The sequence below is a fragment of the Streptomyces sp. NPDC023157 genome (genome assembly GCF_055560575.1).
The window spans coordinates 124,590-148,828 of sequence record NZ_JBVHIL010000007.1; the positions used below are offsets into that span (position 1 = coordinate 124,590).

The 24,239-nt window shown below is 74.5% G+C and carries 23 protein-coding genes; 16 read left to right on the forward strand and 7 right to left on the reverse strand.

Features of this window, described 5'->3' with window-relative positions:
* Positions 1 to 28 precede the first annotated feature (28 nt).
* The 3 genes from zapE to ACZ3ZE_RS25325 all read left to right on the forward strand — a co-directional run bounded on the left by zapE (position 29) and on the right by ACZ3ZE_RS25325 (position 3,156).
* A complete protein-coding gene (gene zapE, locus ACZ3ZE_RS25315) occupies positions 29 to 1,114 on the forward strand; it encodes a cell division protein ZapE (RefSeq protein ID WP_361176960.1) in 1,086 nt (361 codons plus the stop codon).
* A 34-nt stretch (positions 1,115 to 1,148) separates the two neighbouring features.
* The gene (locus ACZ3ZE_RS25320) at positions 1,149 to 1,574 is read left to right on the forward strand and encodes an OsmC family protein (protein WP_361176958.1); all 426 of its coding nucleotides are present in this window, start codon (positions 1,149 to 1,151) and stop codon (positions 1,572 to 1,574) included.
* 178 nt (positions 1,575 to 1,752) lie between these two features.
* A complete protein-coding gene (locus ACZ3ZE_RS25325) occupies positions 1,753 to 3,156 on the forward strand; it encodes an alkaline phosphatase PhoX (protein WP_361176956.1) in 1,404 nt (467 codons plus the stop codon).
* 81 nt (positions 3,157 to 3,237) lie between these two features.
* Here ACZ3ZE_RS25325 and ACZ3ZE_RS25330 read toward each other — a convergent pair whose 3' ends face one another.
* The gene (locus ACZ3ZE_RS25330; protein ID WP_361624548.1) at positions 3,238 to 4,167 is read right to left on the reverse strand and encodes an oxidoreductase; all 930 of its coding nucleotides are present in this window, start codon (positions 4,165 to 4,167) and stop codon (positions 3,238 to 3,240) included.
* Between the two features lie 74 nt (positions 4,168 to 4,241).
* On the opposite strand from ACZ3ZE_RS25330, the gene ACZ3ZE_RS25335 reads away from it, so the two are divergent.
* The 3 genes from ACZ3ZE_RS25335 to ACZ3ZE_RS25345 are packed head-to-tail and all read left to right on the forward strand — an operon-like array spanning position 4,242 to position 6,727.
* Positions 4,242 to 4,874: a TetR family transcriptional regulator gene (locus ACZ3ZE_RS25335; protein WP_361176952.1), complete on the forward strand. Its 633-nt coding sequence runs from the start codon at positions 4,242 to 4,244 to the stop codon at positions 4,872 to 4,874.
* Positions 4,875 to 4,907: 33 nt separating this feature from the next.
* Positions 4,908 to 5,822 (forward strand): PPK2 family polyphosphate kinase, encoded by a 915-nt coding sequence (locus ACZ3ZE_RS25340; protein ID WP_361176950.1) that lies wholly within the window; start codon positions 4,908 to 4,910, stop codon positions 5,820 to 5,822.
* Positions 5,823 to 5,839: 17 nt separating this feature from the next.
* Positions 5,840 to 6,727: a polysaccharide deacetylase family protein gene (locus ACZ3ZE_RS25345; RefSeq protein WP_467260803.1), complete on the forward strand. Its 888-nt coding sequence runs from the start codon at positions 5,840 to 5,842 to the stop codon at positions 6,725 to 6,727.
* Between the two features lie 13 nt (positions 6,728 to 6,740).
* Here the strand turns inward: ACZ3ZE_RS25345 and ACZ3ZE_RS25350 are convergent, their stop codons facing one another.
* From ACZ3ZE_RS25350 to ACZ3ZE_RS25360, 3 genes are read right to left on the reverse strand one after another with little or no spacing between them, the layout of a single operon-like run.
* Positions 6,741 to 7,391, reverse strand: a complete 651-nt coding sequence (locus tag ACZ3ZE_RS25350) for an ABC transporter (RefSeq protein WP_361624557.1) — start codon at positions 7,389 to 7,391, stop codon at positions 6,741 to 6,743.
* Positions 7,388 to 8,248 (reverse strand): ATP-binding cassette domain-containing protein, encoded by an 861-nt coding sequence (locus tag ACZ3ZE_RS25355; protein ID WP_467260805.1) that lies wholly within the window; start codon positions 8,246 to 8,248, stop codon positions 7,388 to 7,390. The genes ACZ3ZE_RS25350 and ACZ3ZE_RS25355 overlap by 4 nt, the downstream gene beginning before the upstream one ends.
* An 8-nt stretch (positions 8,249 to 8,256) precedes the next feature.
* Positions 8,257 to 8,934 carry an AIM24 family protein gene (locus ACZ3ZE_RS25360; protein ID WP_361176942.1) on the reverse strand — a complete coding sequence of 226 codons (678 nt, stop codon included), beginning with the start codon at positions 8,932 to 8,934 and terminating at the stop codon, positions 8,257 to 8,259.
* 81 nt (positions 8,935 to 9,015) lie between these two features.
* Here ACZ3ZE_RS25360 and ACZ3ZE_RS25365 point away from each other — a divergent pair, with 81 nt between their 5' ends.
* From ACZ3ZE_RS25365 to ACZ3ZE_RS25385, 5 genes are all read left to right on the forward strand, one after another.
* Entirely contained in the window at positions 9,016 to 9,732 is a 717-nt protein-coding gene (locus tag ACZ3ZE_RS25365; RefSeq protein ID WP_361176940.1) for an aminoacyl-tRNA hydrolase, read from the forward strand.
* A 123-nt stretch (positions 9,733 to 9,855) separates the two neighbouring features.
* Entirely contained in the window at positions 9,856 to 11,205 is a 1,350-nt protein-coding gene (locus tag ACZ3ZE_RS25370) for an MbnB/TglH/ChrH family RiPP precursor modification enzyme (RefSeq protein ID WP_363291808.1), read from the forward strand.
* A 7-nt stretch (positions 11,206 to 11,212) separates the two neighbouring features.
* Positions 11,213 to 12,268 carry a TIGR04222 domain-containing membrane protein gene (locus ACZ3ZE_RS25375; protein ID WP_363291809.1) on the forward strand — a complete coding sequence of 352 codons (1,056 nt, stop codon included), beginning with the start codon at positions 11,213 to 11,215 and terminating at the stop codon, positions 12,266 to 12,268.
* 56 nt (positions 12,269 to 12,324) lie between these two features.
* Positions 12,325 to 13,065, forward strand: a complete 741-nt coding sequence (locus tag ACZ3ZE_RS25380; RefSeq protein WP_442304592.1) for a TIGR04222 domain-containing membrane protein — start codon at positions 12,325 to 12,327, stop codon at positions 13,063 to 13,065.
* A 69-nt stretch (positions 13,066 to 13,134) separates the two neighbouring features.
* Positions 13,135 to 14,838: an alpha/beta hydrolase gene (locus ACZ3ZE_RS25385; protein WP_361624566.1), complete on the forward strand. Its 1,704-nt coding sequence runs from the start codon at positions 13,135 to 13,137 to the stop codon at positions 14,836 to 14,838.
* 22 nt (positions 14,839 to 14,860) lie between these two features.
* On the opposite strand, the gene hemQ is transcribed toward ACZ3ZE_RS25385, so the two are convergent.
* Together hemQ and hemG are read right to left on the reverse strand one after the other, a co-directional pair.
* A complete protein-coding gene (gene hemQ / locus ACZ3ZE_RS25390; RefSeq protein WP_361176930.1) occupies positions 14,861 to 15,574 on the reverse strand; it encodes a hydrogen peroxide-dependent heme synthase in 714 nt (237 codons plus the stop codon).
* Between the two features lie 17 nt (positions 15,575 to 15,591).
* Positions 15,592 to 17,052 carry a protoporphyrinogen oxidase gene (gene hemG / locus ACZ3ZE_RS25395; RefSeq protein ID WP_363291810.1) on the reverse strand — a complete coding sequence of 487 codons (1,461 nt, stop codon included), beginning with the start codon at positions 17,050 to 17,052 and terminating at the stop codon, positions 15,592 to 15,594.
* A gap of 360 nt (positions 17,053 to 17,412) precedes the next feature.
* On the opposite strand from hemG, the gene ACZ3ZE_RS25400 reads away from it, so the two are divergent.
* Together ACZ3ZE_RS25400 and ACZ3ZE_RS25405 are read left to right on the forward strand one after the other, a co-directional pair.
* Positions 17,413 to 18,330: a DUF4349 domain-containing protein gene (locus tag ACZ3ZE_RS25400; RefSeq protein WP_361176926.1), complete on the forward strand. Its 918-nt coding sequence runs from the start codon at positions 17,413 to 17,415 to the stop codon at positions 18,328 to 18,330.
* A gap of 26 nt (positions 18,331 to 18,356) precedes the next feature.
* Entirely contained in the window at positions 18,357 to 19,730 is a 1,374-nt protein-coding gene (locus ACZ3ZE_RS25405; protein ID WP_361176924.1) for an FAD-dependent oxidoreductase, read from the forward strand.
* 83 nt (positions 19,731 to 19,813) lie between these two features.
* Here the strand turns inward: ACZ3ZE_RS25405 and hemE are convergent, their stop codons facing one another.
* Positions 19,814 to 20,890: a uroporphyrinogen decarboxylase gene (gene hemE, locus ACZ3ZE_RS25410; protein WP_361176922.1), complete on the reverse strand. Its 1,077-nt coding sequence runs from the start codon at positions 20,888 to 20,890 to the stop codon at positions 19,814 to 19,816.
* A 91-nt stretch (positions 20,891 to 20,981) separates the two neighbouring features.
* Here hemE and ACZ3ZE_RS25415 point away from each other — a divergent pair, with 91 nt between their 5' ends.
* The 3 genes from ACZ3ZE_RS25415 to ACZ3ZE_RS25425 all read left to right on the forward strand — a co-directional run bounded on the left by ACZ3ZE_RS25415 (position 20,982) and on the right by ACZ3ZE_RS25425 (position 24,038).
* Positions 20,982 to 21,686 (forward strand): DUF3000 domain-containing protein, encoded by a 705-nt coding sequence (locus ACZ3ZE_RS25415; RefSeq protein WP_361176920.1) that lies wholly within the window; start codon positions 20,982 to 20,984, stop codon positions 21,684 to 21,686.
* A gap of 236 nt (positions 21,687 to 21,922) precedes the next feature.
* Positions 21,923 to 22,588, forward strand: a complete 666-nt coding sequence (locus ACZ3ZE_RS25420) for a response regulator transcription factor (protein WP_017242457.1) — start codon at positions 21,923 to 21,925, stop codon at positions 22,586 to 22,588.
* Between the two features lie 166 nt (positions 22,589 to 22,754).
* A complete protein-coding gene (locus ACZ3ZE_RS25425; RefSeq protein ID WP_361176917.1) occupies positions 22,755 to 24,038 on the forward strand; it encodes a ribonuclease D in 1,284 nt (427 codons plus the stop codon).
* Positions 24,039 to 24,239: the final 201 nt, after the last annotated feature.

Sequence of the window (24,239 nt, forward strand, 5' to 3'; positions counted from 1 at the left end):
TCTGACATGGCGCTTACAGTGGGGAACTGTGTCGACCCGTGCCATAACCGAAGCGGCTTCCACCGAAGCGGCCCCGCTCTCGCTCTGCTCCCGAGAGCCGCATGTCCCCGCCGACCGGCTCGTGGCGGAGATGGTGCCGCCGCCCCGGTTCGACTCGGTGCGCTTCGACACCTACATACCGGACCCGAACCAGCCCAGCCAGGTCGACGCGGTCAAGGTCCTCTCCTCGTTCGCCGAGGGGCTCGGCGGCTCCCACGCCTCCGGCGCGGGCAAGCGCCGCTGGTTCTCCAAGAAGCCCGCCGCCCCGGCCGGCCCGCGCGGGGTCTACCTCGACGGCGGCTACGGCGTCGGCAAGACCCACCTGCTCGCCTCCCTCTGGCACGCCACCCCGGCCGAGCCCTCGCTCAAGGCCTTCGGCACCTTCGTGGAGCTGACGAACCTGGTGGGCGCCCTCGGCTTCCAGCAGACCGTGCAGACCCTCGGCGGACACCGGCTGCTGTGCATCGACGAGTTCGAGCTGGACGACCCGGGCGACACCGTCCTCGTCTCCTCGCTGCTGCGCAGGCTGGTCGAGTCGGGCGTGGCGCTCGCCGCCACCTCGAACACCCTGCCCGGCAAGCTGGGCGAGGGCCGGTTCGCCGCCGCCGACTTCCTGCGCGAGATCCAGGGCCTGTCGGCGCACTTCCAGCCGCTGCGGATCGACGGCGAGGACTACCGCCACCGCGGCCTGCCGGAGGCCCCCGCGCCGTACGCCGACGAGATCGTCGCGAAGACCGCGTACGCCACGCCGGGCGCCTCCCTCGACGACTTCCCGCACCTGCTCGACCACCTCGCCAAGGTGCACCCGAGCCGGTACGGCGCGCTGACCGACGACCTCACGGCCGTCTGCCTCACCGACGTCCAGCCGGTCCCCGACCAGTCGACCGCGCTGCGGCTCGTGGTCCTCGCCGACCGGCTCTACGACCGCGAGATACCGGTGCTCGCCTCCGGTCTGCCCTTCGACCGCCTGTTCAGTGAGGAGATGCTGAACGGCGGATACCGCAAGAAGTACTTCCGGGCGATCTCGCGGCTCACCGCGCTGGCCCGGGACGCCAAGGGGCTGGTCGCGCAGTAGCTTGGGGGCCGTACCCGACCGAAAGGGATCCACCATGGCCACCGTGCGTCACGCCCACACCGTCTGGGAGGGCGACCTCCTCAAGGGCAAGGGCACCGTCTCGCTCGACTCCTCCGGCCTCGGCTCGTACGACGTCACGTGGGCGTCCCGCGCGGAGACGCCGAACGGGAGGACCAGCCCCGAGGAGCTCATCGCCGCCGCGCACTCCTCCTGCTTCTCGATGGCCTTCTCCAACGGCCTGGCCAAGGCCGGCAACCCGCCGACCCGCCTGGAGACCAAGGCGGACGTCACCTTCCAGCCCGGCGAGGGCATCACCGGCATCCACCTGACCGTGCGCGGCGAGGTGCCGGGCCTGGACGAGGCCGAATTCCAGGAGCTGGCCGAGGACGCCAAGAAGAACTGCCCGGTGAGCCAGGCCCTGACAGGCACGACGATCACGCTCACCGCCGAGCTGGTCTGACCGCACACGGCGTCCGGCCACACCTTTCACATGAGGCGATGTGGGCCCGCACGGTTCACCGCGCACCACGTGCGTGGTACACACGTGCGGGTCCCCCATCACGTCGCACCACACTGACCGGTTCAGTCACTGTCCTGTCCTGTCCTGTCCTGTCCGCCAACAGGAAGTGGGTTGCCTCATGTCCGCAACACGACGTCAGATCCTCGCCCGCACCGGCGCGTCCGTCGCCGGGATCGCCTTCACCGGCGCCTTGTCCGAACTCTTCGCGGGCAGCGCCGCCGCGCTCGGCGGCCACGCCGGGTACGGCCCGCTGCTCCCCGACCCGGCCGGCCTGCTCGACCTCCCCGCCGGCTTCTCGTACCGGGTCCTGTCCCGGCAGGGCGACCCCCTCCGCTCCGGCGAGGGCCCCGTCCCCGGAAACCACGACGGCATGGGCGCCTTCGCCGGCCGCCGCGGCCGGGTGCACCTCGTCCGCAACCACGAGAACCGCGCCACCGCGAAGACCACCGTGCCCACCGTCCCCGGCCTCACCTACGACCCGGCCGCCAAGGGCGGCTGCACGGCGCTCGAACTCGACGCCCGCTCCCACGTCCTCGGCGAACGTGTCGCCGTCGCCGGCACCGCCGTCAACTGCGCGGGCGGGCCCACCCCTTGGAACACCTGGCTCACCTGCGAGGAGACCGAGGACCGGGCCGGGACCAACGGCTACACCAAGGACCACGGCTTCGTCTTCGAGGTCGACGGAGCCGACCCGCACCGCACCGGCGCCGTCCCGCTGACCGCGATGGGCCGCTTCCAGCACGAGGCCGTCGCCGTCGACCCGAAGAACGGGATCGTGTACGAGACGGAGGACGCCTTCGAGGCGCCGTTCGGCCTCTTCTACCGCTTCCTGCCCGAGAAGCCGCTCGGCGGCACCGGTTCGCTGCGCGCGGGCGGCGCCCTGGAGGCCATGCGGGTGCCGGGGGTGCCGGACCTGTCGGTGATCCAGGAGACCGGCGCCTCCTTCGAGGGCGTGCGATGGGTGCCCGTACCCGACCCGCTGGCCGCCGGGACCCCCATCCGGCACCAGGACTTCGGGCCCGGGGGCATCACGCACGCCCAGAAACTGGAGGGCTGCTACTGGGGTGCCGGGCGCGCCGGAGGGCCCGGGGCCGTGTACTTCGTGTCGTCGTTCGCCCGCGCCAAGGACGGCTCCGGGGCCACCCACTTCGGCCAGGTGTGGAAGTACGAGCCGCACCGGCGCCGCCTCACCCTGGTGGTGGTCTTCGGCCCGGACACGGACATCCGGCTGCCCGGCGAGTCGCCGGACAACATCTGTCTGGCGCCGTCCGGCGGCCTGATGGTCTGCGAGGACGGCGACGGCGCGCAGCACGTCTTCGGTGTGAGCCGGAAGGGCGAGGTGTACGCGGTGGCGCGGGGCGCGCAGGCTCTGACATCGGCCGCTACCGCGGCGGGCGGCACCCCGCAGGCGCCGGAGTGGGGCGAGTTCGCGGGCGTGACCTTCGCGCCGGACGGCCGCACGATGTTCGTCAACTGCTACACCCCGGGGACGACGTTCGCGGTGACCGGCCCGTGGCGATGACCCCGGCGTGACCCGGTGGGTGCCCCCGGCGTGACCCGGTGGGTGCCCCCGGCGTGACCCGGTGGGTGCCCCCGGCGGTGCTCAGCCGAGGGGGTACCTCACCTCGGTGAGGCGCTCGGACAGCTCCCACAGGCGGCGGCCGGTCTCCGGATCGGTCGCCGCCGGTGCGAGGGCGACCCGCTTCGGCGCGCCGCGCAGCTCGCCCGCCCCGTCCGGCCCGTAGAGCGCGCCGCCCTCCGCGTCGGGCGCGGTCGCCGCGTACAGCTGGGGGAGGGCTCCGGTCGCCGCGGGCTGGGCGAGCAGCGGTCCGAGGACCCGCCCGAAGACGAGGCGTACGAAGGCGACCGGGGTGTCCTTCTGGAGGTTGGTCGCGGTGTAGCCGGGGTGGGCGAGGAGGCTGCGGACGCGGCTCCCGGCGGCGGTGAGGCGCTGGTGGAGCACACGGCCGAAGACGGTGTTGGCCAGCTTGGCCTGCCGGTAGGCGCCCATGGGCGAGTAGCGGCGCACCCCGTCGATGTCGTCGAAGTCGATCCGCCCCTTGCGGTGTTCGAGCGAGCTGACGGTGACGACGCGGGGGTCGCTCCCGGCCGCGAGGCGGTCGAGCAGGAGCCCGGTGAGGGCGAAGTGGCCGAGGTGGTGGGCGGCGAACTGGAGCTCGTGGCCCTGGGCGCTGAGGGTGCGGGGCGGGGCCATCACGCCGGCGTTGTTGACGAGGACGTCGAGCCGCGGGTGCTCGGCGGACAGCTTCTCGGCGAAGTCCCGTACGGAGGCGAGGTCGGCGAGGTCGAGTCGGCGGACGTCGAGGAGGGCGCCCGGGTGCTCCTGGAGGATGCCGTCGGCGGCGGCCCGCCCCTTGTGCTCGTCGCGCACGGCGAGGACCACGTGTCCGCCGCACCGGGCGAGTTCCCGGGTGGTCGCGAGGCCGAGGCCGCTGTTGGCCCCGGTGACGACGAAGACGCGTCCGGTCAGGTCGGGGATGAGGTCGGCGTTCCAGCGCTGCTGCTCTGTCATGTGTCACACGCTGCCCTCGGTGTCACTCGGTGTCAAGCTCTTCCCTGAGTGACACGACGGGTTACGATCGGCCCATGACGCCCACCACGCCCGAGCCGACCGTCAGCCTGGCCGAACGCAAACGCCTGCTCGTCGCCACCGAGCTCACCGAATCGGCGCTCCAGCTCCTGGCCCTGAAGGGCTTCGACGCGGTCACCGTGGACGAGATCGCCGCCGCCGCCGGGGTCTCGAAGCGGACCTTCTTCCGCTACTTCGCGTCCAAGGAGGACGTGATCGTCCAGTTCCTGGCCGGCATGGGCGCCGACATCCACGCGGCGCTCGCGGAACGCCCCGCCGGCGAGCCCGCCTCGCGGTCGCTGCGCCACGCCGTCGCGGTCCCCCTCCTGGCCTGCACCGACCAGCACCCGGACCACGCGGCCCGGGCGCTGCGCGTGGTCCAGCTGATCCTCCGTACGCCCGCCCTGCTCGCCCGCTTCCTGGAGCGGCAGGCCGCCTGGCAGGAGGCGCTGGCGCAGGAGCTGGCCCACCGCGAGGGCCTCGACGTGACGGCGGACCTGCGCCCGCGACTGGCCTCGGGCACGGCGCTGGTCGCGTTCCGGACGGCGCTGCAGGGATGGAGCGAGAGCGAGGCGGCGGAGGACCCGATGGCGCTGCTCGACCGGGCGTTCGCGGTGGTGGCCCCGGCGCTGGACGCGCAAGATCGGTGAAGGCGCGCCGATCGACGTGAGGGAAGGCCCGAGATGCCGAAGCCGAAACCGAAGCCGAGGAAGAACCGGGAAACCCGGGAAACGAGGACGTCGGCGGACGGGGCCGCACCCCCGTCTCTGCGCGCGCTGCTGAAGGCCCCGGTGGGCGAGCGGATCGACCTCTCCGCGTACGACGCCCGCGCGACCCCGGCCGGCCCGAAGGACAAGGCGGCCGGCCTGGCGGCCATGGCGGAACTGGCGCCGGACCTGGCCGACCTCCAGGAACGCCTGTACGCGGCGAGCACGGCGGGCGACCGCAGACGTCTGCTCCTCGTCCTCCAGGGCATGGACACGAGCGGCAAGGGCGGCACGGTCAAGCACGTGATCGGCCACTTCAACCCCTCGGGCTGCCGCATCCGGGCCTTCAAGGCCCCGACGGAGGAGGAACGGAGCCACCCCTTCCTCTGGCGTGTCACCCAGGCCCTCCCCCGCCCCGGCGAGATCGGCATCTTCGACCGCTCGCACTACGAGGACGTGCTCATCGCCCGGGTCCGCTCCCTGGTCCCGGGACCGGAACTGGAGGACCGGTACGCCGAGATCGAGGCGTTCGAGAAGGCGCTGACCGAGGACGGCGTCACCGTCGTCAAGGTCTTCCTCCACCTGTCGTACGAGGAGCAGCGCGCCCGGCTCCTGGAGCGCCTGGACGACCCGCGGAAGCACTGGAAGTTCAACCCGGGCGACATCGAGGAGCGGGCACTGTGGCCGGCGTACCAGGAGGCGTACGAGATCGCCCTGGAACGCTGCTCGACGGAGGCGGCGCCCTGGTACCTGGTCCCGGCGGACCGCAAGTGGTACCGCAACTGGGCGATCAGCACCCTGCTCGGGGAGCATCTGGCGGAGCTGGACCCGCAGTACCCGAAGGGTGACTTCGACGTGGCGGAGTGCCGGAGGCGATTGCTCGCCCGATGATCGGTTAATTTCGCTGGGTGACCATTTCTGTACGAAAACTCTCGGCGCTTGCCCTTCTGGGCGCCGTTCTCGTCGGCTGCGACGGGGGCGCGGCCGAACCGCCCGCAGCCGCGCCACCCGCGAAGCCCACGACGACGAACACGAAGCCGCCCCGGCCCACGAAGCCGACCGCACCGGCCGCGGGCCACCAGGCCGCCCCCAAGGCCCCGCCGACCCTGGCCCCGGGCCCGAACGGCCTCACCCGGGTCTACACCCACCGCGCCGGCGCGCCGGAGAAGGTGGTGGCCCTCACCTTCGACGCCGACATGACGGCCGACCAGGGCCCGCGCGCCGCCCGGGGCGAACACTTCGACAACCCGCAGCTCATCGCGACCCTGCGCCGCCTCAAGGTCGACGCGACGGTCTTCATGACGGGCCGCTGGGCCGAGGAGTACCCGGACCAGGCCCGGTCCATCGGCAACGACCCGCGCTTCGAGATCGCCAACCACTCGTACAGCCACTACGCCTTCGCGACCCCCTGCTACGGCCTCCCGACCGTCGCCGCCCCCGACATGGCCTCCGACGTCCAGCGCGCCTTCGACGCCTTCCGCGACGCCGGGGCGACCCACGTGGTCCCGTACTTCCGCTTCCCCGGCGGCTGCTACGACGACGACGCCCTGCGCGCCCTCACCCCCCTCGGCGTCACCGCCGTCCAGTGGGACGTGGTCAGCGGCGACGCCTTCGCGAAGGACCCGGACGCGGTCGCCGACCAGGTCCTGGAGGGCGTGAAACCCGGCTCCCTCGTCGTCATGCACTGCACCCGCAGCGCCGCCCCGGCCACCGAAGAGGCGATCCGCCGCATCGTCCCGGAACTCCGCGCGAAGGGCTACCGCTTCGTGAAGGTGTCGGAGCTGATGAGCCGCTGAGCGGCCCGGCGCCCTACTCCCACCACGCCGTGGCCCGGCACGCCACCCCCACCGCCGCCGCGCTCGCGGCCAGCGCGCCCGCCAGGGCCGGCCACGGGTAGGTGACGGTGGCGGTGTGGGCGGCCGCGACCAGGGGCGAGATGGCCGCCTTGGCGGGGGAGCCCGTGGTGACGAGGGCGAGCAGGGAGCCGAGCAGAAGGCCCGCCAGGGACCAGCCCCGTGAGCGAACCAGGGGGCGGGTCGTCAGGGCGCCCACCGCGGTCCCGGTCAGGACGCAGACGGCCGCCGCGAGGAGGCCCTCCAGCGCGGCCGGGAGCGGGGCGACCGCGCGGTGCTCGCTCAGGGCGGTGACGGCCAGGACGGCCACGGCGCCGACGAGCAGGGTAGCGGCGCTGCCGGTCAGGATCGCCGCCAGGTGGGCGCGCGTGCGGCCCGCCGCCGCTGCGATAACGGCGCGGGCGGCCGGGGGTTCCTGGCCGAGGCAGATGCGGACCGCCCAGGCGCTCACCGGGACGAGGGCCGCGACCGTGTAGCCGAGGGAGCCGAGGACCGGTTCGCCCGCGTTGACGCCGACGCCGACGAACACCGCGTACAGGAGGAACGGCGCCAGCCAGCGCTGGGAGCGCAGGAGCAGCGCGGTCTGGTAGCGGAGCAGCGAGGTCATGTCCGGACGCCTTCGGTGGCCAGTTCGTCGATGTGCCAGCCCGCGTCCAGGAGCGCCCTCAGGAGGGTGTCGGAGTGGGCGGCGTCGACGGTGACGGTGACGGTGGGCCGTGCGTCGTCGGGTCCGGCGGGGGCGTACGCCGGGGCGCCGGGAAGGCCGGAGGGGAGCGGCGTACCGCCGGAGGCGCTGACACGGACGCGGGCGCCGGGGACGGCGCCGGGTTCCGTCCGGTCGGGGCCGCCGTACACGCCGCCGTACACCCCGCCCTCCACCACCCGGTACTCCGCGTCCGCCTCCCCCGCCAGTCGGCGCGGGTCGTGGTCGACGAAGACGACGCGGGCGCCGGCCGCGACGCGGGCGCGTACCGCGTGGTCGAGTTCCGTGCGGGCGGTGGTGTCGAGGCCCGTCCAGGCCTCGTCGAGGACGAGCAGGTCCGGGTCGGCGAGGAGGGCCTGGGCGACGGCCACCTTCTGGCTGGTGCCCTTGGAGAGTTCGGCGAGCGGGGTGTCGGCGTAGGGCGCGGCGTCGAAGCGGGCCAGCCACTCCCCCGCGCGGGCCGCGGCTTCGCGGCCGGTGAGGCCCTGGACGCGCCCGAGGTGGACGAGGTAGCCGGTCGCGGTGAGCGGAAGGGCGGCGGGGAAGCGTTCGGGGACGTAGGCGGTGCGCGGCGGGCGGCCGGTGATCCGGCCCGCGCTGGGCGCGTCGACGCCCGCGAGGAGCCGCAGGAGGGTCGACTTGCCGGTGCCGTTGCCGCCGGTGACGCGGGCGAGGGTGCCGGCGGGCAGGTCGAGGCCGACCTCGCGCAGCACCCAGGTTCCGCGCGGGCCGTAGCGGCGGCCGATGCCTTCGAGCCTCATGGTGGAGGTCAGTTGGCCGATTTCTTCTGCGGGGTGAGCTCGCTCGGGCGGACGATGACGAAGCCCTGGCCCTCCAGCTTCAGCTGGACCGCCTCGCCGGAACCGCCGCGCACCATGGAGCCGAGGGACTGCGAGCGGTGCAGCGAGGTGCGCAGCTGCTCGCTCCAGCCGACGACGGCGTCGGTGTCGACGTGGACGGGGGCGTCGGGGGTGACGGGGATGACGACCGGGTTGCCCTCGCAGATCAGGGCGATCTTGCCGTGGCCGGTGAAGACGCTGTTGAAGAGGCCGCCGCCGGTGATGCCGGCGCCCTTCACGGTCTTGATCTCGTACGCGAGCGTCGCGTCGAAGCACAGCACGTTGCGGCCGTTGACGGTCAGGGCGTCGCCCGGCTCGACCTCGACGATGAAGCAGTTCTGCGCCTCGTGGGCGAACCACGCCTCGCCCTGGCCGCGGACGGTCATCAGCGGCAGACCCTCCCCGGTGAGGGCGCGCTTGAGCAGGCCGCCGAGGCCCTGGCTCTTGTGCTCGAACTGGAGGTTGCCCCGGAAGGCGATCATGGAGCCCTGGAGGGCCCGCATCTCTCCCTGGACGGCGTACTTGACCGATTTGGCGTTCTGGAGGGTCATCCCCGGGAACGTCGCCGCCTCGGCGAGGTGCTCACTGGCGAAAAGATCACTCTTCATGGGGGGCATCCTGTCCCGGAAGCTCTCATTCCTACAAGAAAGGCGTGGGGGCGGTGACCTGGGCGGTGGCAGACTTGCCCGGTGAGCAGCAACGACACCGAGCCCGCCGCGTCCGCCGACCCCCGCGACGAGAAGCCGCAGTACGTCCTCCCCCTGGTCGTCCGCATCGAGCGCGACGCTCCCCCGGCGCGTACCGACGCCCTGGAGACCTCCGCCCGAGCGGTCCTGGAGATCCTGGCCGACGACCGGTCGCTCGGCGACGGTGAGTGGGCGCGGGCCATGACGGACTGGCAGGACGCCCGGATCCGGAAGGTCGTGCGCCGGGCGCGCGGTGCGGAGTGGCGGCGGGCCGCGGCGCTGCCGGGGATCACGGTGACGGGCGGGGACGGCGCGGAGGTACGGGTCTTCCCGCCGGTCCCGCTGGACGGCTGGCCCAAGGAGCTGGCCAAGCTCCAGGTCTCGGGCACCGACCTCGACGACCCCGCCGAGCCGGGTCCCGTGCCGGAGGGCTCGGCCGTGCTGTGGCTCAACCCCGAACTCGACATGTCCGCCGGCAAGACGATGGCGCAGACGGGCCACGGTGCGCAGCTCCTGTGGTGGGCCCTGTCGGACGCCGACCGCAAGGCCTGGCGCGAGGCCGGCTTCCCCCTCTCCGTACGCACGGCGGACCCGGCCCGCTGGGCACGGCTCACGTCGAGCGGGCTGCCGGTGGTCCGCGACGCCGGTTTCACCGAGATCGCGCCCGGCTCGTGCACGGTGGTGTCGGAGTACCCGGCGCTGGGATTCCGGGCGGGCTGAGGCAGCGCGCGGGCACCGACGCCGCCCCGCTGCCGGAACCTCAAATCAAGCTCTGAACGTCCCCCTGTCCGGATTCGAACGTCCTGTTCCGGGCCATCAGCTCAGGGACCGAAGGAGGGGGACATGAAGGAACTCGGTATCGGCATCGGCTGGCGGCCCGAGATCGCGGACGCGGTCGAGGCGCTGGACGGGGTCGAGTGGGTGGAGGTCGTCGCGGAGAACCTGTGCGGCGACCATCTGCCCGGCTCCCTGGAGCGGCTGCGGGCGCGTGGGGTGACCGTCGTGCCGCACGGGGTCTCGCTGGGGCTCGGCGGGGCCGAGCGGCCGGACGCGGGTCGGCTGGAGGGGCTGGCGCGGAAGGCCGAGCTGCTGGGCGCGCCGCTGGTGACGGAGCACATCGCGTTCGTACGGGCCGGGGGGCCGCTGACCGCGACGCCGCTCCTGGAGGCGGGACACCTGCTGCCCGTGCCCCGGACCCGGGACGCGCTCGACGTGCTGTGCGAGAACGTCCGGATCGCGCAGGACGCCCTGCCGGTGCCGCTGGCCCTGGAGAACATCGCCGCCCTGGTCTCCTGGCCGGGCGAGGAGATGACGGAGGGACAGTTCCTCGCGGAGCTCGTGGAGCGTACGGGGGTACGGCTCCTCATCGACGTCGCCAACCTGCACACCAATCACGTCAACCGCGGCGAGGACCCGGCGCGGGCGCTGTCCGAACTGCCGGTCGAGGCCATCGCGTACGTGCACGTCGCGGGCGGTCTGGAGCGCGACGGGGTCTGGCACGACACCCACGCGCACCCGGTGTCCCAGCCCGTGCTCGACGTCCTCGCCGACCTCGCCTCCCGGGTCTCCCCGCCCGGCGTGCTGCTCGAACGCGACGACCGCTTCCCGGCACCGGAGGAGCTGGCGGCCGAACTCGCCGCCATCCGTACGACGGTGGCCACGGCCCGCCCGCGCCCGCTGCTCATCGGGGCCGGGGCCCGGGTCTCGGGCGGGGCTATGCCGGTGCGGCCGCCGGTTCCCGCGCCGCGGAGCGCGGAGCCGCGGCCGGCCGCCGCGCCCGACGCCGCCGCCCGCCAGCGCGTCGGGCTCGCGCAGGCGGCGTTGCTGTCGGCGCTGGTGGCCGGGACGCCCGCGCCGGAGGGGTTCGACGTGCGGCGGCTCGGGGTGCAGAGCCGGGCGCTCGCCGCGAAGCGGGCGGACGTCGTGGCCAAGGTCGCGCCCGAGCTGCCGGAGATCCTGGGTGAGGAGTACCGGTCCGCGTTCCTCTCGTACGCCAGGAACCGGCCCATGACGGACGGCTACCGGCACGACGCCCTCGACTTCGTCGAGGGGCTGCTCGTCGCGGGCCGCCCGGAGGACCCGGCGGCCCGCCGTGCCCTCACCGGCTGGTGGCGGGAGCGGGCCGGCATCCGTCCGCCGGGTCCCGCCGCGCGCCTCGCGCACCGCGTCCGCACCGCTCTCGGAAAGGGGTGAAGCGGCCGTGAGCACGTCCGTCGTCCTCTTCTACGTCGTCGGCGTCACCGCCGTCGGCTGGCTCATCGTCCTGTCGCGGCGGGGCCGGCGCGGCCCTGGCGGCCCCGTCCACGACCGTTACGAGGTCGCGTTCCTGAACGGCGGTCCGGCCAGGGTCGTCGACAGCGCCCTCGCCTCCCTCCACGCCGACGGCCGGATCGCGATCGGCGGCCCCGGCATCGTCCAGGTCCTGCGGCCCACCGCGCACGACCCCGTCGAGCGGGCGGTGCTCCAGGAGCTCACCGCCGCCCCGCACGGCGCCCTCGCCACGCTGCGGTTCGCCGTCATGCGGCACCCGGCGGTCCAGGAGACCGGCGACGGGCTCGCGGCGCGCGGCCTGATCGCCGCGCCCTCGGCACGGCGGCGGGTGATCCGCTGGTGCGTCGGTCTGGGCATCGCGGCCGTGGCCATGGTGCCGGTCGCCCTGGTCCTCACCGTCGCGCAGTTCATGGACGGCGACACGCCCGTGCCGTTCATCCTGAAGGTGCTGCCGGTGATCGTCGGCGTGCTGATCACGGCGGTGGTGTGCGGGGCGTCGGCGTCGAGCCGCGTGTCGTCGGCCGGCCACGCCGCCGTCTCCGCGTACGGGCGTCAGCACGCGCATCTCGCCGACCCGGGCACGCTCGTCGCGCTGTACGGGCTGCGGGCGCTGCCCGACCCGGCGCTGCGGGAGCAGTTGGCGACGGCGGCCCGGTTCCGCCCCGCGCCGCCGTTCCCCCGGGGGCGGCGGCCCGCCACCTCGTCGTCCTCGTCGTCCTCCTCGTACGACGACTCCGCCTTCCTGCCGGTCATGTGGTGCGCGGCGGCGGCCGGCGGCGACAGTGGCGGAGGGGGTGGCTGCGGCAGCGGCAGTTCCTGTTCCGGCGGCTCCGGCGACTCGGGCGGGTCCTCCTGCTCGGGCGGCGGCAGCTCGTGCTCGTCAGGCGGGGGCAGCTCGTGCTCGTCAGGCGGCGGCAGCTCCTGCTCCTCGTCCTCCAGCTCCTGTTCCTCCAGCAGCAGTTCCTGCTCGTCCAGCAGTTCCTGAGCGCCCGCTCCGCCGTTCCGGTGGCGGGGCGCCCTCTCCTCCCGTACAACCGGGTCATGGTCTGGGTCCCGCTCCTCCTCGTCGCCCTCGTCGTCACCGGCGTCAGCTGTGCCCGGGTGTGCCGGGCCGCCGTCGCGGGCGACGCGCGGGTGGCCGGGGACGCCGACGGGCTCAGCGTCTGCGAGGCGGCGTATCTCGCGGGCGGCCCGCTGCGGGTCACCGATCTCACCCTGGTCTCCATGCACCGGGCCCGGCTGCTGCTGCTCGCGCACACCGGCTGGGCCACCGTCGTGGCCGACACGGGCGGCCGGGACGAGCTGGAGCGGGCGGTGCTCGGGGCGATCGGCCCGGACGGGCAGTCGCGGATCCCGGCGGTACGGCCGCTGGTCGCCGACGACGCGAGCGTACGGGCCCTGGCGGCCGGCCTGGTCGCGCGCGGGCTCGCGCTGCCGGAGGACGCGCGCCGCTCGGTGACGTCGGGCGCGCGGGCGGTGCGGGCGGCGTTCCTGCTGACCCTGGCGCTCGGGACAGCTGCCGCGCTGCTCGTCCCGGCGGGCGAGCGGGGGCAGGTGGCCGCCGGGTTCTCGCTGCCGCTGGTGGCGGCCGGGCTCTGTCTGCTGATCGCCCGCGCCGACACGCCCGGCTACGCGTGCTGGGCGTCCCCGGCGGGCAGGCGGCTGCTCGCGGGGCTGTCCCTGGCCGACCCGCTGACGGCGCTCGCGAAGCGGGGCACCGGGGTCCTGGAGCCCGAGCTCCGTGCCGCCTTTCGGGTACATGACAGGCAACACGTGGCGTAGGTCCTTTACTTCGCCCGCGCGCCGGGGTCCCTTGGTCGTCACGCTGCCGTGGCTAGAAGGGAAGCGCCGATGAGGTCCGTCGCGCTGCACACGCTCCTGCTGTCCGCCCTCGTCGCCCCCGCCCTCGTCGCACCGGGCGCCGTGGCCCCCGCCGTCGCCGCGCCGGGGCTCGACGCGCCGCCCGCGGAGACCCGGGGCACCCAGGTCGCCGCGCGGGCCGCCGCCGCCGAGGGCATCCGCTTCGGGGCGTGCCCGGCGGCCGAGCACCTGCCGGCCCCCGTCGAGTGCGGCACCGTGCGGGTGCCGCTCGACTACACGGACCCGCACGGCACCCGTATCCCGCTCACCGTCAGCCGCGCCAGGGCCACGGGCCCGGCCGACGGGCGGCAGGGCGCGCTGGTCTACAACCCGGGCGGGCCCGGCGCCTCCTCCCTGTACTTCCCGCTCGCCGCCGGGCTCCCCGCGTGGCAGCGGATCGCCGCCGCGTACGACCTGGTCGGCTACGCCCCGCGCGGGGTGGGCCGCTCGGCGCCGGTCTCCTGCCAGGACCCGGCCGACCGGACGAAGGGCCCGACGCTCGCGCCGACGCTGCCCTCGGAGGTCTTCAAGAAGGAGCGCACCGCCCGCGCCACGACGTACGCCCAGGGCTGCGCCCGCCGGACGGGCGCGGCCCTGCGCCACTACCACTCGCTCAACAACGCCCGCGACCTGGAGGTCCTGCGGGCCGCGCTCGGCGAGCCGCGGCTCACGTACATGGGCGCCTCCTACGGCACGTACTTCGGCGCCCTGTACGCGACGCTCTTCCCGCACCGGGTGCGCCGGATGGTCTTCGACGCGCCGGTGAACCCGGCGCCGCGGCAGATCTGGTACGTCAACAACCTCGACCAGTCGCTCGCCTTCGAGCGCCGCTGGGCCGACTTCCGCACCTGGGCGGCGAAGCACGACACCGTGTACGGCCTGGGCACGACGCCCGCCGAGGTCGGCGAGAACTACGAGAAGGTACGGGCCGAGCTGGCGGCCGCCCCGGCGGGCGGGAAGGTCGGCCCCGGGCAGCTGCACGGGGCGATGCTCCAGGCGCTGTACGACGACCGTTTCTGGCCGGCGCGGGCGGGTGCCCTCGGGGCATACCTGAAGGGCGACGCGCAGCCGCTGGTCGCCCAGGCCGGGCCCGCCGAGTCGCCCCGCAGCGGGGAGGCGGAGGCCGGGGATCCGGGGAACGCGGCCGCCGTGTACACGGCGGTGGAGTGCAACGACGCCCCCTGGCCGGAGGACTTCGCGCTGTGGGACCGGGACAACACCCGGCTCGCGAAGCTGGCCCCGTTCGAGACCTGGGACAACGTGTGGGCCAATCTGCCCTGCGCGTACTGGAAGGCGCCGCGGCAGCGGCCGCTGGACGTGCGGACCGGTCCCGGAGTGCTGCCGCCGGTGCTGATCCTGGCGGCCGAGCGGGACGCGGCGGCCCCCTACGAAGGGGCGCGGGAGCTGGAGCGCAGGCTGTGGGGGGCGGCGCTGGTGACCGAGCGGGACGCGGGGACCCACGGCATCGGCGGCGGGAGCAACGCGTGTGTGAACGGCTACCTGGAGCGCTATCTGCTCACGGGGGCCGTGCCCGGCGGGACGGCGGAGCCGGAGGGAGGGACGCCGGTGCGGCGCGCGTCATGCGCGCCGCACCCGGAGCCGGACCCGGTGTCGCTGGAGCGGCAGGCGGAGTTCCGCCGGCCCTCTGATCTTCCGGGTCGAGGGGTCGCCGCCCGGCTGGGCGCGGGGCGGTGACCGGGTTCGGTGGGCCGGGCCGTCAGGCCAGGCCGGCCACCAGGTCCGCCACGCTGCGGCGGCGGCCGGTGTAGAACGGGATCTCCTCGCGGACGTGCATCCGCGCCTCGGAGGCCCTCAGGTGGCGCATCAGGTCGACGATGCGGTGCAGCTCGTCGGCCTCGAAGGCCAGGATCCACTCGTAGTCGCCGAGCGAGAACGAGGCGACCGTGTTGGCGCGCACGTCCGGGTAGCCGCGGGCCATCTTGCCGTGGTCGGCGAGCATCCGGCGGCGGTCCTCGTCCGGCAGCAGGTACCAGTCGTAGGAGCGCACGAAGGGGTAGACCGAGACGTAGTCGCGGGGGGTCTCGTCGGCCAGGAAGGCCGGGATGTGCGACTTGTTGAACTCGGCGGGGCGGTGCAGCGCCATGTTCGACCAGACCGGCTCCAGGGCGCGGCCCAGGCGGGTACGGCGGAAGAGGTTGTACGCCTCCTGGAGCTCGTCGCTCGTCTCGGCGTGCCACCAGATCATCACGTCGGCATCGGCGCGCAGACCGGAGAGGTCGTACGTGCCGCGGATCGTGATGTCCTTGGCGGCGAGCTGGTCGAACAGCTCCTGGACCTCGTCGGCGTAGCCGGCGCGGTCCTCGGGAAGGTTGTCGCGCAGCTTGAAGACGGACCACAGGGTGTAGCGGATGACCTCGTTGAGGTCCTTCGCCTTCTTACCGGCGTTCGGGATCTTTTCGGGCGCACTCATACGCCTATTCTCGCCCGTCACGAAGAGTGCCCCGCACCAGGGTCGGTGGTTTGCGACGTGGCGATGATCTCGTCGGCCGCGCGGTGGCCCGAAGCGACGCACGCGGGGATGCCGACGCCCTCGTACGCGGCGCCCGCGAGGCGCAGTCCGGGCAGCCCCGCGACGGCGGCGCGGACCCGGGCGATCCGGGCGAGGTGGCCGACCGGGTACTGCGGCAGGCCGCCGATCCAGCGGGTCACGGTGGAGGCGACCGGGCGGGCGGCGAGGCCGGTGGCGGCAGCGAGGTCCTTGAGGGAGACGTCGACGAGGTCGGCGTCCTCGCGGTGCACCTGCTCCTCCTCGCCGTGCCGGCCGACGGAGGTGCGCAGCACGAAGAGGTCGGGGGCGGACGCGGCGACCCAGGCCCACTTCTGGCTGGAGAAGGTGGAGGCCTTGATGGTGTGCCCGTCGACGGGAGGGACGAGGAACCCGGAGCCGGGGAGGCCGGTGACGTCCGCGCGGCGGAAGGCGAGGGTGACCAGGGCCATCGAGGCGTACTCGACGGCGGCGAGCTCGGCGGAGGCGGCGGGCGCGGTGCCGGCGAGGAGCGCGGCGGCGGGTCCGGCGGGGGTGGCGAGGACGACGGCGTCGGCGGTGAGGACCCGCTCGGGGGTGACGACCTGCCAGCCGTGCGGGCCGGTGCGGCGCAGCGCGGTGACCGGGGTTCCGGTGCGGATGTCGCCGCCGGCGGCGCGGATCGCGTCGGCGACGGCCCCGGGCAGGGTGCCGACGCCGCCGCGGATGCCGGCGAAGGCCGCGCCGCCGAGTCCGGTGCCGGCGCCGGCCGCGTCGCTCGGGGTGGCGGCGCCGGCGCGCTGGACGGCGCGGACGGCCTCGGCGAGGGTGGGCGCGCTGCGGGCGGCCTCGAAGAGGGCGGGGACGGCGGCCTTCATGGAGATGCGGTAGGCGTCGCCCGCGTAGACCCCGCCGAGGAGGGGTTCGACGAGCCGGTCGACGACCTCGTGGCCCATGCGCTCGGCGACGTACGCGCCGATGGCGATGTCCTCGCCGATCTCGGTCGGCGGGAGTTCGGCGTCGCGGGCGACGCGGCGGACGGCCTCCGCGGAGAGGAGCCCCTCGACGGCGCGGCCGTCGGCGGGGACGCCCATGACGTGCCCCTTGGGCATGGGCGTCAGTTCGCCCCGGGACCAGACGGAGGCGGTGGTGGTGGCGGGGGCCTGGAGCCGGTCGGCGAGGCCGACCCGCTCGGCGAGCGCGATGGCCTCGGGGCGGCGGGCGAGCAGGGACTCGGCGCCGAGGTCGACGGGGGCGCCGGCGATCTCACCGGCGAGCAGCTTGCCGCCGAGCCGGTCGCCGGCTTCCAGGAGGGTGACCCGCGCGCCGGACGTGACGAGGCGGTGGGCTGCGGCCAGGCCGGCGATGCCGCCTCCGACGACGACGACGTCCGGTCCGCCCGTGGTCTGCGCGTTCGCGTTCATGGGACCACTCTCTCAAATCGCCCACGCGCCTCCGTTCCGAGGCCGGACCGTGACCGCTTCGCGATCGCCGCACGGCAACCCGCCGCCGGGCCGGCACGTCCAACGAGCAGCACACACCACGACCTTGGGGGGTTGTCCATGCGGGATACGGCACGCGGCACGGTACGGAGATCGGACCGGGGTACGAGGAGGGGCTCAGGCCTCGGCACGAGCGGGGGTACGGACCCGGGTGCGCGCCGGGGTACGGGCGGGGGTGCGCGTCGAGGTACGCCTCGGGGCACGGCGAGGGCCGCCGCCGGGGCGCTCCTGGCGGGCACCCTCCTCCTGACCGGCTGTGCCGGGAGCGGCGGCGGCGACACCATGTCGGCCGACGCCAAGGGGGTGAGCGAGCAGAAGCCCGGCTACACCGCCTCCGAGGCGGCGGGGGCCGCCGGGGCCGAGAAGGCGCCCGACGGCACGGCGGGGACCCGGGCGCCGGTCCAGGCGCCGCAGCACGTGATCCGGACCGCCGAGCTGTACGTGGAGGTCGAGGACGCCGGGAAGGCGCTGGCCTCGGCCCGGCGGGTGACGGCGGGCGCGGGCGGCCACGTCGAGAACGAGACGACCGAGCGGATCGACGACACCCATGTCACCTCGCGGATCGTGCTGCGGATCCCGCAGGAGCGGTACGACTCCGTCCTCGCCGAACTGGCGGGCGCGGGCAAGCTGCTGTCGCGCAAGGCGGACGCCAAGGACGTCACCGGCCAGGTGGTGGACGTCGACAGCCGGATCGCCACCCAGCGGGCGAGCGTGGCGCGGGTGCGGGCCCTGATGGACAAGGCCACGCGGCTGAGCGACGTGGTCACACTGGAGGGCGAGCTGAGCCGCCGCCAGGCGGACCTGGAGTCGCTGCTCGCCCAGCAGGCCGCGCTGAAGGACCGTACGACGCTGGCGACGATCACCCTGCAACTGTCCGAACCGGAGTCCGGCGCCCCGGCCGGGGACGAGGACCGGCCCGGCTTCCTGGACGCGCTGGGCGGCGGCTGGGACGCGCTGGTGGCGGCGCTCGCCTGGGCGCTGGTGGTGCTCGCGGCGGTCACGCCGTGGCTGGCGCTGCTCGCGCTGGCGTACGCGGTGTGGCGGTGGGTGCTGCGGCCGCGGCTGCCCCGGCGGGCGAAGACGGAGCCGGCCCCGGAGCCGGGGCCCGGGTCCGCGAGTTGGCCGGCCTATCCGCGGCGGCCCGTCGCCGACGCGGACGGGGACGCCGAGGCCCCGGCCGAGAAGGGGACCACCCCGTAACCCCCCGCCCGTCGTAGCGTGTTCGTATGACGGAACGACTGGTGGTCATCGGTGGTGACGCGGCGGGCATGTCCGCCGCGTCCCAGGCACGCAGGCTCAAGGGGCCCGGGGAGCTGGAGATCGTCGCGTTCGAGCGGGGGCATTTCAGCTCCTACTCGGCCTGCGGCATCCCGTACTGGGTCGGCGGCGACGTCGCCGGCCCGGACGAGCTGATCGCCCGGAGCCCCGAGGAGCACCGGGCCCGGGACATCGACCTGCGGATGCGCACCGAGGTGACCGCGCTCGACGTGGACCGGCAGCGGGTGCGCACCCGGGACCTGGAGTCGGGCGCGGAGGGGTGGACCGGCTTCGACAAGTTGGTGATCGCGACCGGCGCCCGGCCGCTGCGCCCGCCGCTGCCGGGCATCGACGCGCCGGGGGTGCACGGGGTGCAGACCCTGGACGACGGGCAGGCGCTGCTCGACTCGCTGGGGCTGGCCCGGGGCCGCCGGGCGGTGGTCGTGGGCGCCGGGTACATCGGGGTGGAGATGGCGGAGGCGCTGCTCGGCCGCGGTTTCGAGGTGACGGTCCTCAACCGGGGCGAGCAGCCGATGGCGACGCTCGACCCGGACATGGGGCGTCTGGTGCACGCGGCGATGGACGGCCTGGGCATCACGACGGTGGGCTCCTCACCGGTGACCAAGATCCTCACGGGTGAGGACGGTCGGGTCCGGGCGGTGGCGACCGACGCGGGCGAGTACCCGGCGGACGTGGTGGTCCTCGGCATGGGTGTGGTGCCGGAGACCTCGCTGGCGCGGGCGGCGGGGCTGCCGCTGGGCGCGCACGAGGGTCTGCTGACGGACCTGGCGATGCGGGTGCGCGGGCACGGGAACATCTGGGCGGGCGGTGACTGCGTGGAGGTCCTCGACCTGGTGTCGGGGCGGGAGCGGTACGTGCCGCTGGGCACCCACGCCAACAAGCACGGCCAGGTGATCGGCTCGAACGTGGGCGGCGGCTACGCGACCTTCCCCGGGGTGGTCGGCACGGCGGTGTCGAAGGTCTGCGACCTGGAGATCGCCAGGACGGGGCTGCGCGAGAAGGACGCCCGGGCGCTGGGGCTGCAGTACGTCTCGGTGACGATCGAGTCGACGAGCCGGGCGGGCTACTACCCGGGGGCCGCCCTGATGACGGTGAAGATGCTGGCGGAGCGGCGCACCGGGCGGCTGCTCGGGGTGCAGATCGTGGGCCGCGAGGGCGCGGGGAAGCGGGTGGACATCGCCGCGGTGGCGCTCACCGCGGGGATGACGGTGGAGGCGATGACGGCCCTGGACCTGGGGTACGCGCCGCCGTTCTCGCCGGTGTGGGACCCGGTCCTGGTGGCGGCCCGCAAGGCGGTGGCCGCGGTGCGGGCGGCGGGCTGATCCGTACACCCGGGACCGTCCCCCGCGGTGCGGGGGACGGTCGGGGGCGGATCGGGGGTGGACCGGGGGTGGACCGGGGGGGGTCAGACGGCGGTGCGCGTGTGCACGTGGTCGACCAGGCGGGTCAGGGCGTCCGGGTCCATGGCCGGCATGACGCCGTGGCCCAGGTTGAAGACGTGCCCCTCCAGGTCCTTCGCGGCGGCGAGGACCTCGTCCGCCTTGGCCTCGACGACCTCGCGGGAGGCGAAGAGGACGGCCGGGTCGAGGTTGCCCTGGAGGGCCTTGCCGGGGCCGACCCGGCGGGCGGCCTCGTCGAGCGGGACGCGCCAGTCGACGCCGACGACGTCCGCGCCCGCCTCGCCCATGAGGCCGAGGAGCTCGCCGGTGCCCACGCCGAAGTGGATGCGCGGGACGCCGTACGAGGCGACCGCGTCGAACACCTTCACCGAGGCCGGCATGACCGAGCGGCGGTAGTCGGCGGGGGCCAGGGCGCCCACCCAGGAGTCGAAGAGCTGCACGGCGGAGGCGCCGGCCTCGATCTGCACCTTGAGGAAGGCGGCGGTGATCTCGGCGAGGCGGTCCAGCAGGTCGGCCCACAGCTGCGGGTCGCCGTACATGAGCGCCTTGGTGTGCTCGTGGCTGCGGGACGGGCCGCCCTCGACGAGGTAGCTCGCCAGGGTGAACGGCGCGCCGGCGAAGCCGATGAGCGGGGTGGAGCCGAGTTCGCCGGTGAGCATCCCGATGGCCTCGGTGACGTAGTGGACGTCCTCGGGGGTCAGGTCGCGCAGTCGGGCGAGGTCGGCGCGGGTGCGGATCGGCTCGGCGACGACGGGGCCCACACCGGGCTTGATGTCGAGGTCGATGCCGATGGCCTTGAGCGGGACGACGATGTCGCTGAAGTAGATGGCCGCGTCGACCTTGTGGCGGCGCACGGGCTGCAGGGTGATCTCGGTGACCAGCTCGGGCCGCATGCACGACTCGAGCATGGGGATGCCCTCGCGGACCTTGAGGTACTCGGGCAGCGACCGCCCGGCCTGCCGCATGAACCAGACCGGCGTGTGCGGTACGGCCTCGCGGCGGCACGCCTTCAGGAACGCGGAGTCGTACGTCTGCGGCTGGTGCTTCGTCTGCTGGCCCCTCGGGCTGTCAATGGCGCTCACGCCCAGAATCTTCGCATGTGGCGAGAAGCCGCTCGCCCGGCGCGGGTGTCCCTCCCTGCGCACGGGCCCCGTTCCGCCTACTCTTCCCCGCATGGCTGCGGCTCAGGGACATTCTTCCGATCATTCCGACGGCATTCGAGGGACGGAGAAGACGGCGGGCGACAGGGTGGACCCCACGGAGACGGACCCGGTGCCCCCCGCCTTCGGGCGGGCGGTCGAGGGGCTGCGTTCGGCCCGGCTGCGGCCGGAGATCGAGGTCGATCCGACCCGGCCGCCGCAGCGGCTCGCGCCCTACGCGTACGCCTTGGAGGCGGCCGTGGTGGACGGCGAGGACGATCTGGCGGACGGGCGTCTGGTGCTGCTGCACGACCCGGCGGGGCACGAGGCCTGGAAGGGCACGTTCCGGCTGGTGACGCTGGTCAGGGCCGAGCTGGAGCCGGAGATGGCCGCGGATCCGCTGCTGCCGGAGGTCTGCTGGTCCTGGCTGACGGGGGCGTTCGAGGCGCGCGGTCTGGCGTACGGGGAGGCGAGCGGGACCGTCACGATGGCCGGCTCGCACTACTTCGGGGGGCTCGCGGAGCGGCGCCCGGCGACCCAGATCGAGATCCGGGCCTCGTGGACGCCCCGGGAGGGGGCGGCGGGGGTGCCGGACACGGGTGCGCACCTGGCGGCCTGGTGCGACCTGCTGTGCCAGATCGCGGGGCTGCCGCCGGCGTCGGCCGATCCGGGGGCGGGGACGACCTCGGGCGCGGGGGTCGTCTCGCTGCCCCAGCGGCGCGGGCCGCAGCAGCAGTAGCCGTGCCACCCGCTCGTAACGTCGATTTCCGGACAGATACGGCCGCGGAGCGCGTACGGCTCGTACGATGATCGATCACGCGTCCGAATTGCCCCAATTATTACTCACCAAATCGTGATCTTTCCCTAAAGGCGGGCGGCTCAGCTGCCGAAGGAGTCAGTGACCCCTTCACAGCACGGTTTCGCCCCGGCTTCTTCCCCGAGCCGGCTCCGTCCCGCACCCTCCCAGGAGGCTTGGTGTCCGTTCTCCTCGAGCAGCCCGCAAGCCTGGTCGCCTACCGCCCGAACAAGCCGACGGCCATGGTCGTCGTGGCCGACCCACGCGTCCGCTCCACCGTCACCCGCCACCTGTGGGCGCTCGGGGTGCGCGACGTCATCGAGGCGTCGTCCATCGCGGAGGCCCGTCCTCGCGTCGGCAACCCGCGCGACATCTGCGTGGCCGACGTCCATCTCCCGGACGGCAGCGGGCTCACCCTGCTGTCCGAGACCCGCGCGGCGGGCTGGCCCAACGGCCTCGCCCTGTCCGCCGCCGACGACATCGGCGCCGTGCGCAACGCCCTCGCCGGCGGCGTCAAGGGCTATGTCGTCACCGGTACGCGCACCAACATCGGCCACCCCACCCGCCCCGGCGCCGCCCCCATCGGCTCCGCGGCAGCCCGCCTCGGCCACCGCCGCCCCCCGGGTGCCCCGAGCCACCCGGGCGGCTACCGCGAGCTCTCCGGCCGTGAGGTCGAGGTGCTCCGGCTGGTGGCCGAGGGCCAGTCCAACAAGGCGATCGGCGTCTCCATGGGCCTGTCGGCCCTCACCGTGAAGAGCCACCTCGCCCGCATCGCCCGCAAGCTGGGCACGGGCGACCGGGCCGGCATGGTCGCCGTGGCCCTGCGCACCGGGATCATCCACTGAGCCGGCCGGCCCCCTGAGGGCCGACTGCCCGACACAAAGCCGTCATCTGTCGACGGAACGTTCCGTCCCGTGTGGCCGGTGCGGCCCCACCAGGCCGTTCCGGCCACACGGGCCGTTCCGGCCGTTCCGTCGGCGGGTGCTTGCCATTCGCAGATACCCTTGACAGGTGACCGACGCCCAAGACACCGCTAGCGACACAGCGCTGCGAACCACCGGGGGCGCCCCCTCGGACGACGACGTCCCTGCGATTGGGCTGCCGATCCCGTTGCTCGAACCCCGCGAGGGCATTCCACCCGTCGTGGCGACCGACGAGGCCCTCGCCGAGGTCGTCGCCGCCTTCGCCGCCGGCCGCGGCCCCGTGGCCGTGGACGCCGAGCGCGCCTCCGGCTACCGCTACGGGCAGCGCGCCTATCTCGTCCAGCTCCGCCGCGAGGGCGCGGGCAGCGCGCTGATCGACCCGGTCGGCTGCCCGGACCTCTCGACCCTCGGCGAGGCCCTGACCGGCACCGAATGGATCCTGCACGCCGCGACCCAGGACCTGCCGTGCCTGCGCGACATAGGCATGGTGCCCACCCGGCTCTTCGACACCGAGCTCGCCGGACGCCTCGCGGGCTTCCCCCGGGTCGGCCTCGGCGCGATGGTCGAGTCCGTCCTCGGTTACGCCCTGGAGAAGGGGCACTCCGCCGTCGACTGGTCCACCCGCCCGCTGCCCGAGCCCTGGCTGCGCTACGCCGCGCTCGACGTGGAGCTCCTCGTCGACCTGCGCGACGCGCTGGAGAAGGAGCTCGACCGGCAGGGGAAGCTGAGCTGGGCCCTCGAGGAGTTCGACGCCATCGCCTCGGCCCCGCCGGCCCCGCCGCGCAAGGACCCCTGGCGCCGCACCTCCGGCATGCACAAGGTCCGCAGACGCCGTCAGATGGCGGTGGTCCGGGAGCTGTGGACGGCCCGGGACATGGTGGCGCAGCGGCGTGACGTCTCCCCCGGCAAGGTGCTGAGCGACTCGGCGATCGTGGAGGCCGCGCTCGCGCTGCCGCCGAACGCGGGCGCGCTGTCGGCGCTGCCGGGCTACGGCCAGCGGATGGGCAAGCGCCAGCTGGAGCAGTGGCAGGCCGCCGTGGACCGGGCGAAGGCCCTGCCGGAGGCGGAGCTGCCGCAGCCCGGCCAGGCGGTGGCGGGTCCGCCGCCGCCGCGCGCCTGGGCCGACAAGGACCCGGCCGCCGCGGCCCGCCTCTCCGCCGCCCGCGCCGGGGTGTCGACCCTCGCGGAGGAGCTGAACCTCCCCCAGGAGAACCTGATCACCCCGGACACGGTCCGCCGGGTCTGCTGGGAGCCGCCGGCCCCGGTGACCCCGGAGACGGTCGCCGCGGCCCTCACCGGCCACGGCGCCCGCCCGTGGCAGGTGGGCCTGGTCACCCCGCTCCTGGTGACGGCCCTGACCGCCCACGCGTGAGCGGCCGCGTACGGACCTGACGAAGTACGGCCCTCCCGAAGCCCCTGGACTCCCGTCCGGGGGCTTCGGCGCACCCGGGTCCGGGCAGCACCGGAAGTGTGACCTTCACCGCTTGGCGCGGGGGGACTGGGCAGTCTGGTTACCCGCAAGTAGCATGGGGGGAGCAAGCGCGCGCTTAGCCGCGTGCCGGGCAGCGCGCCC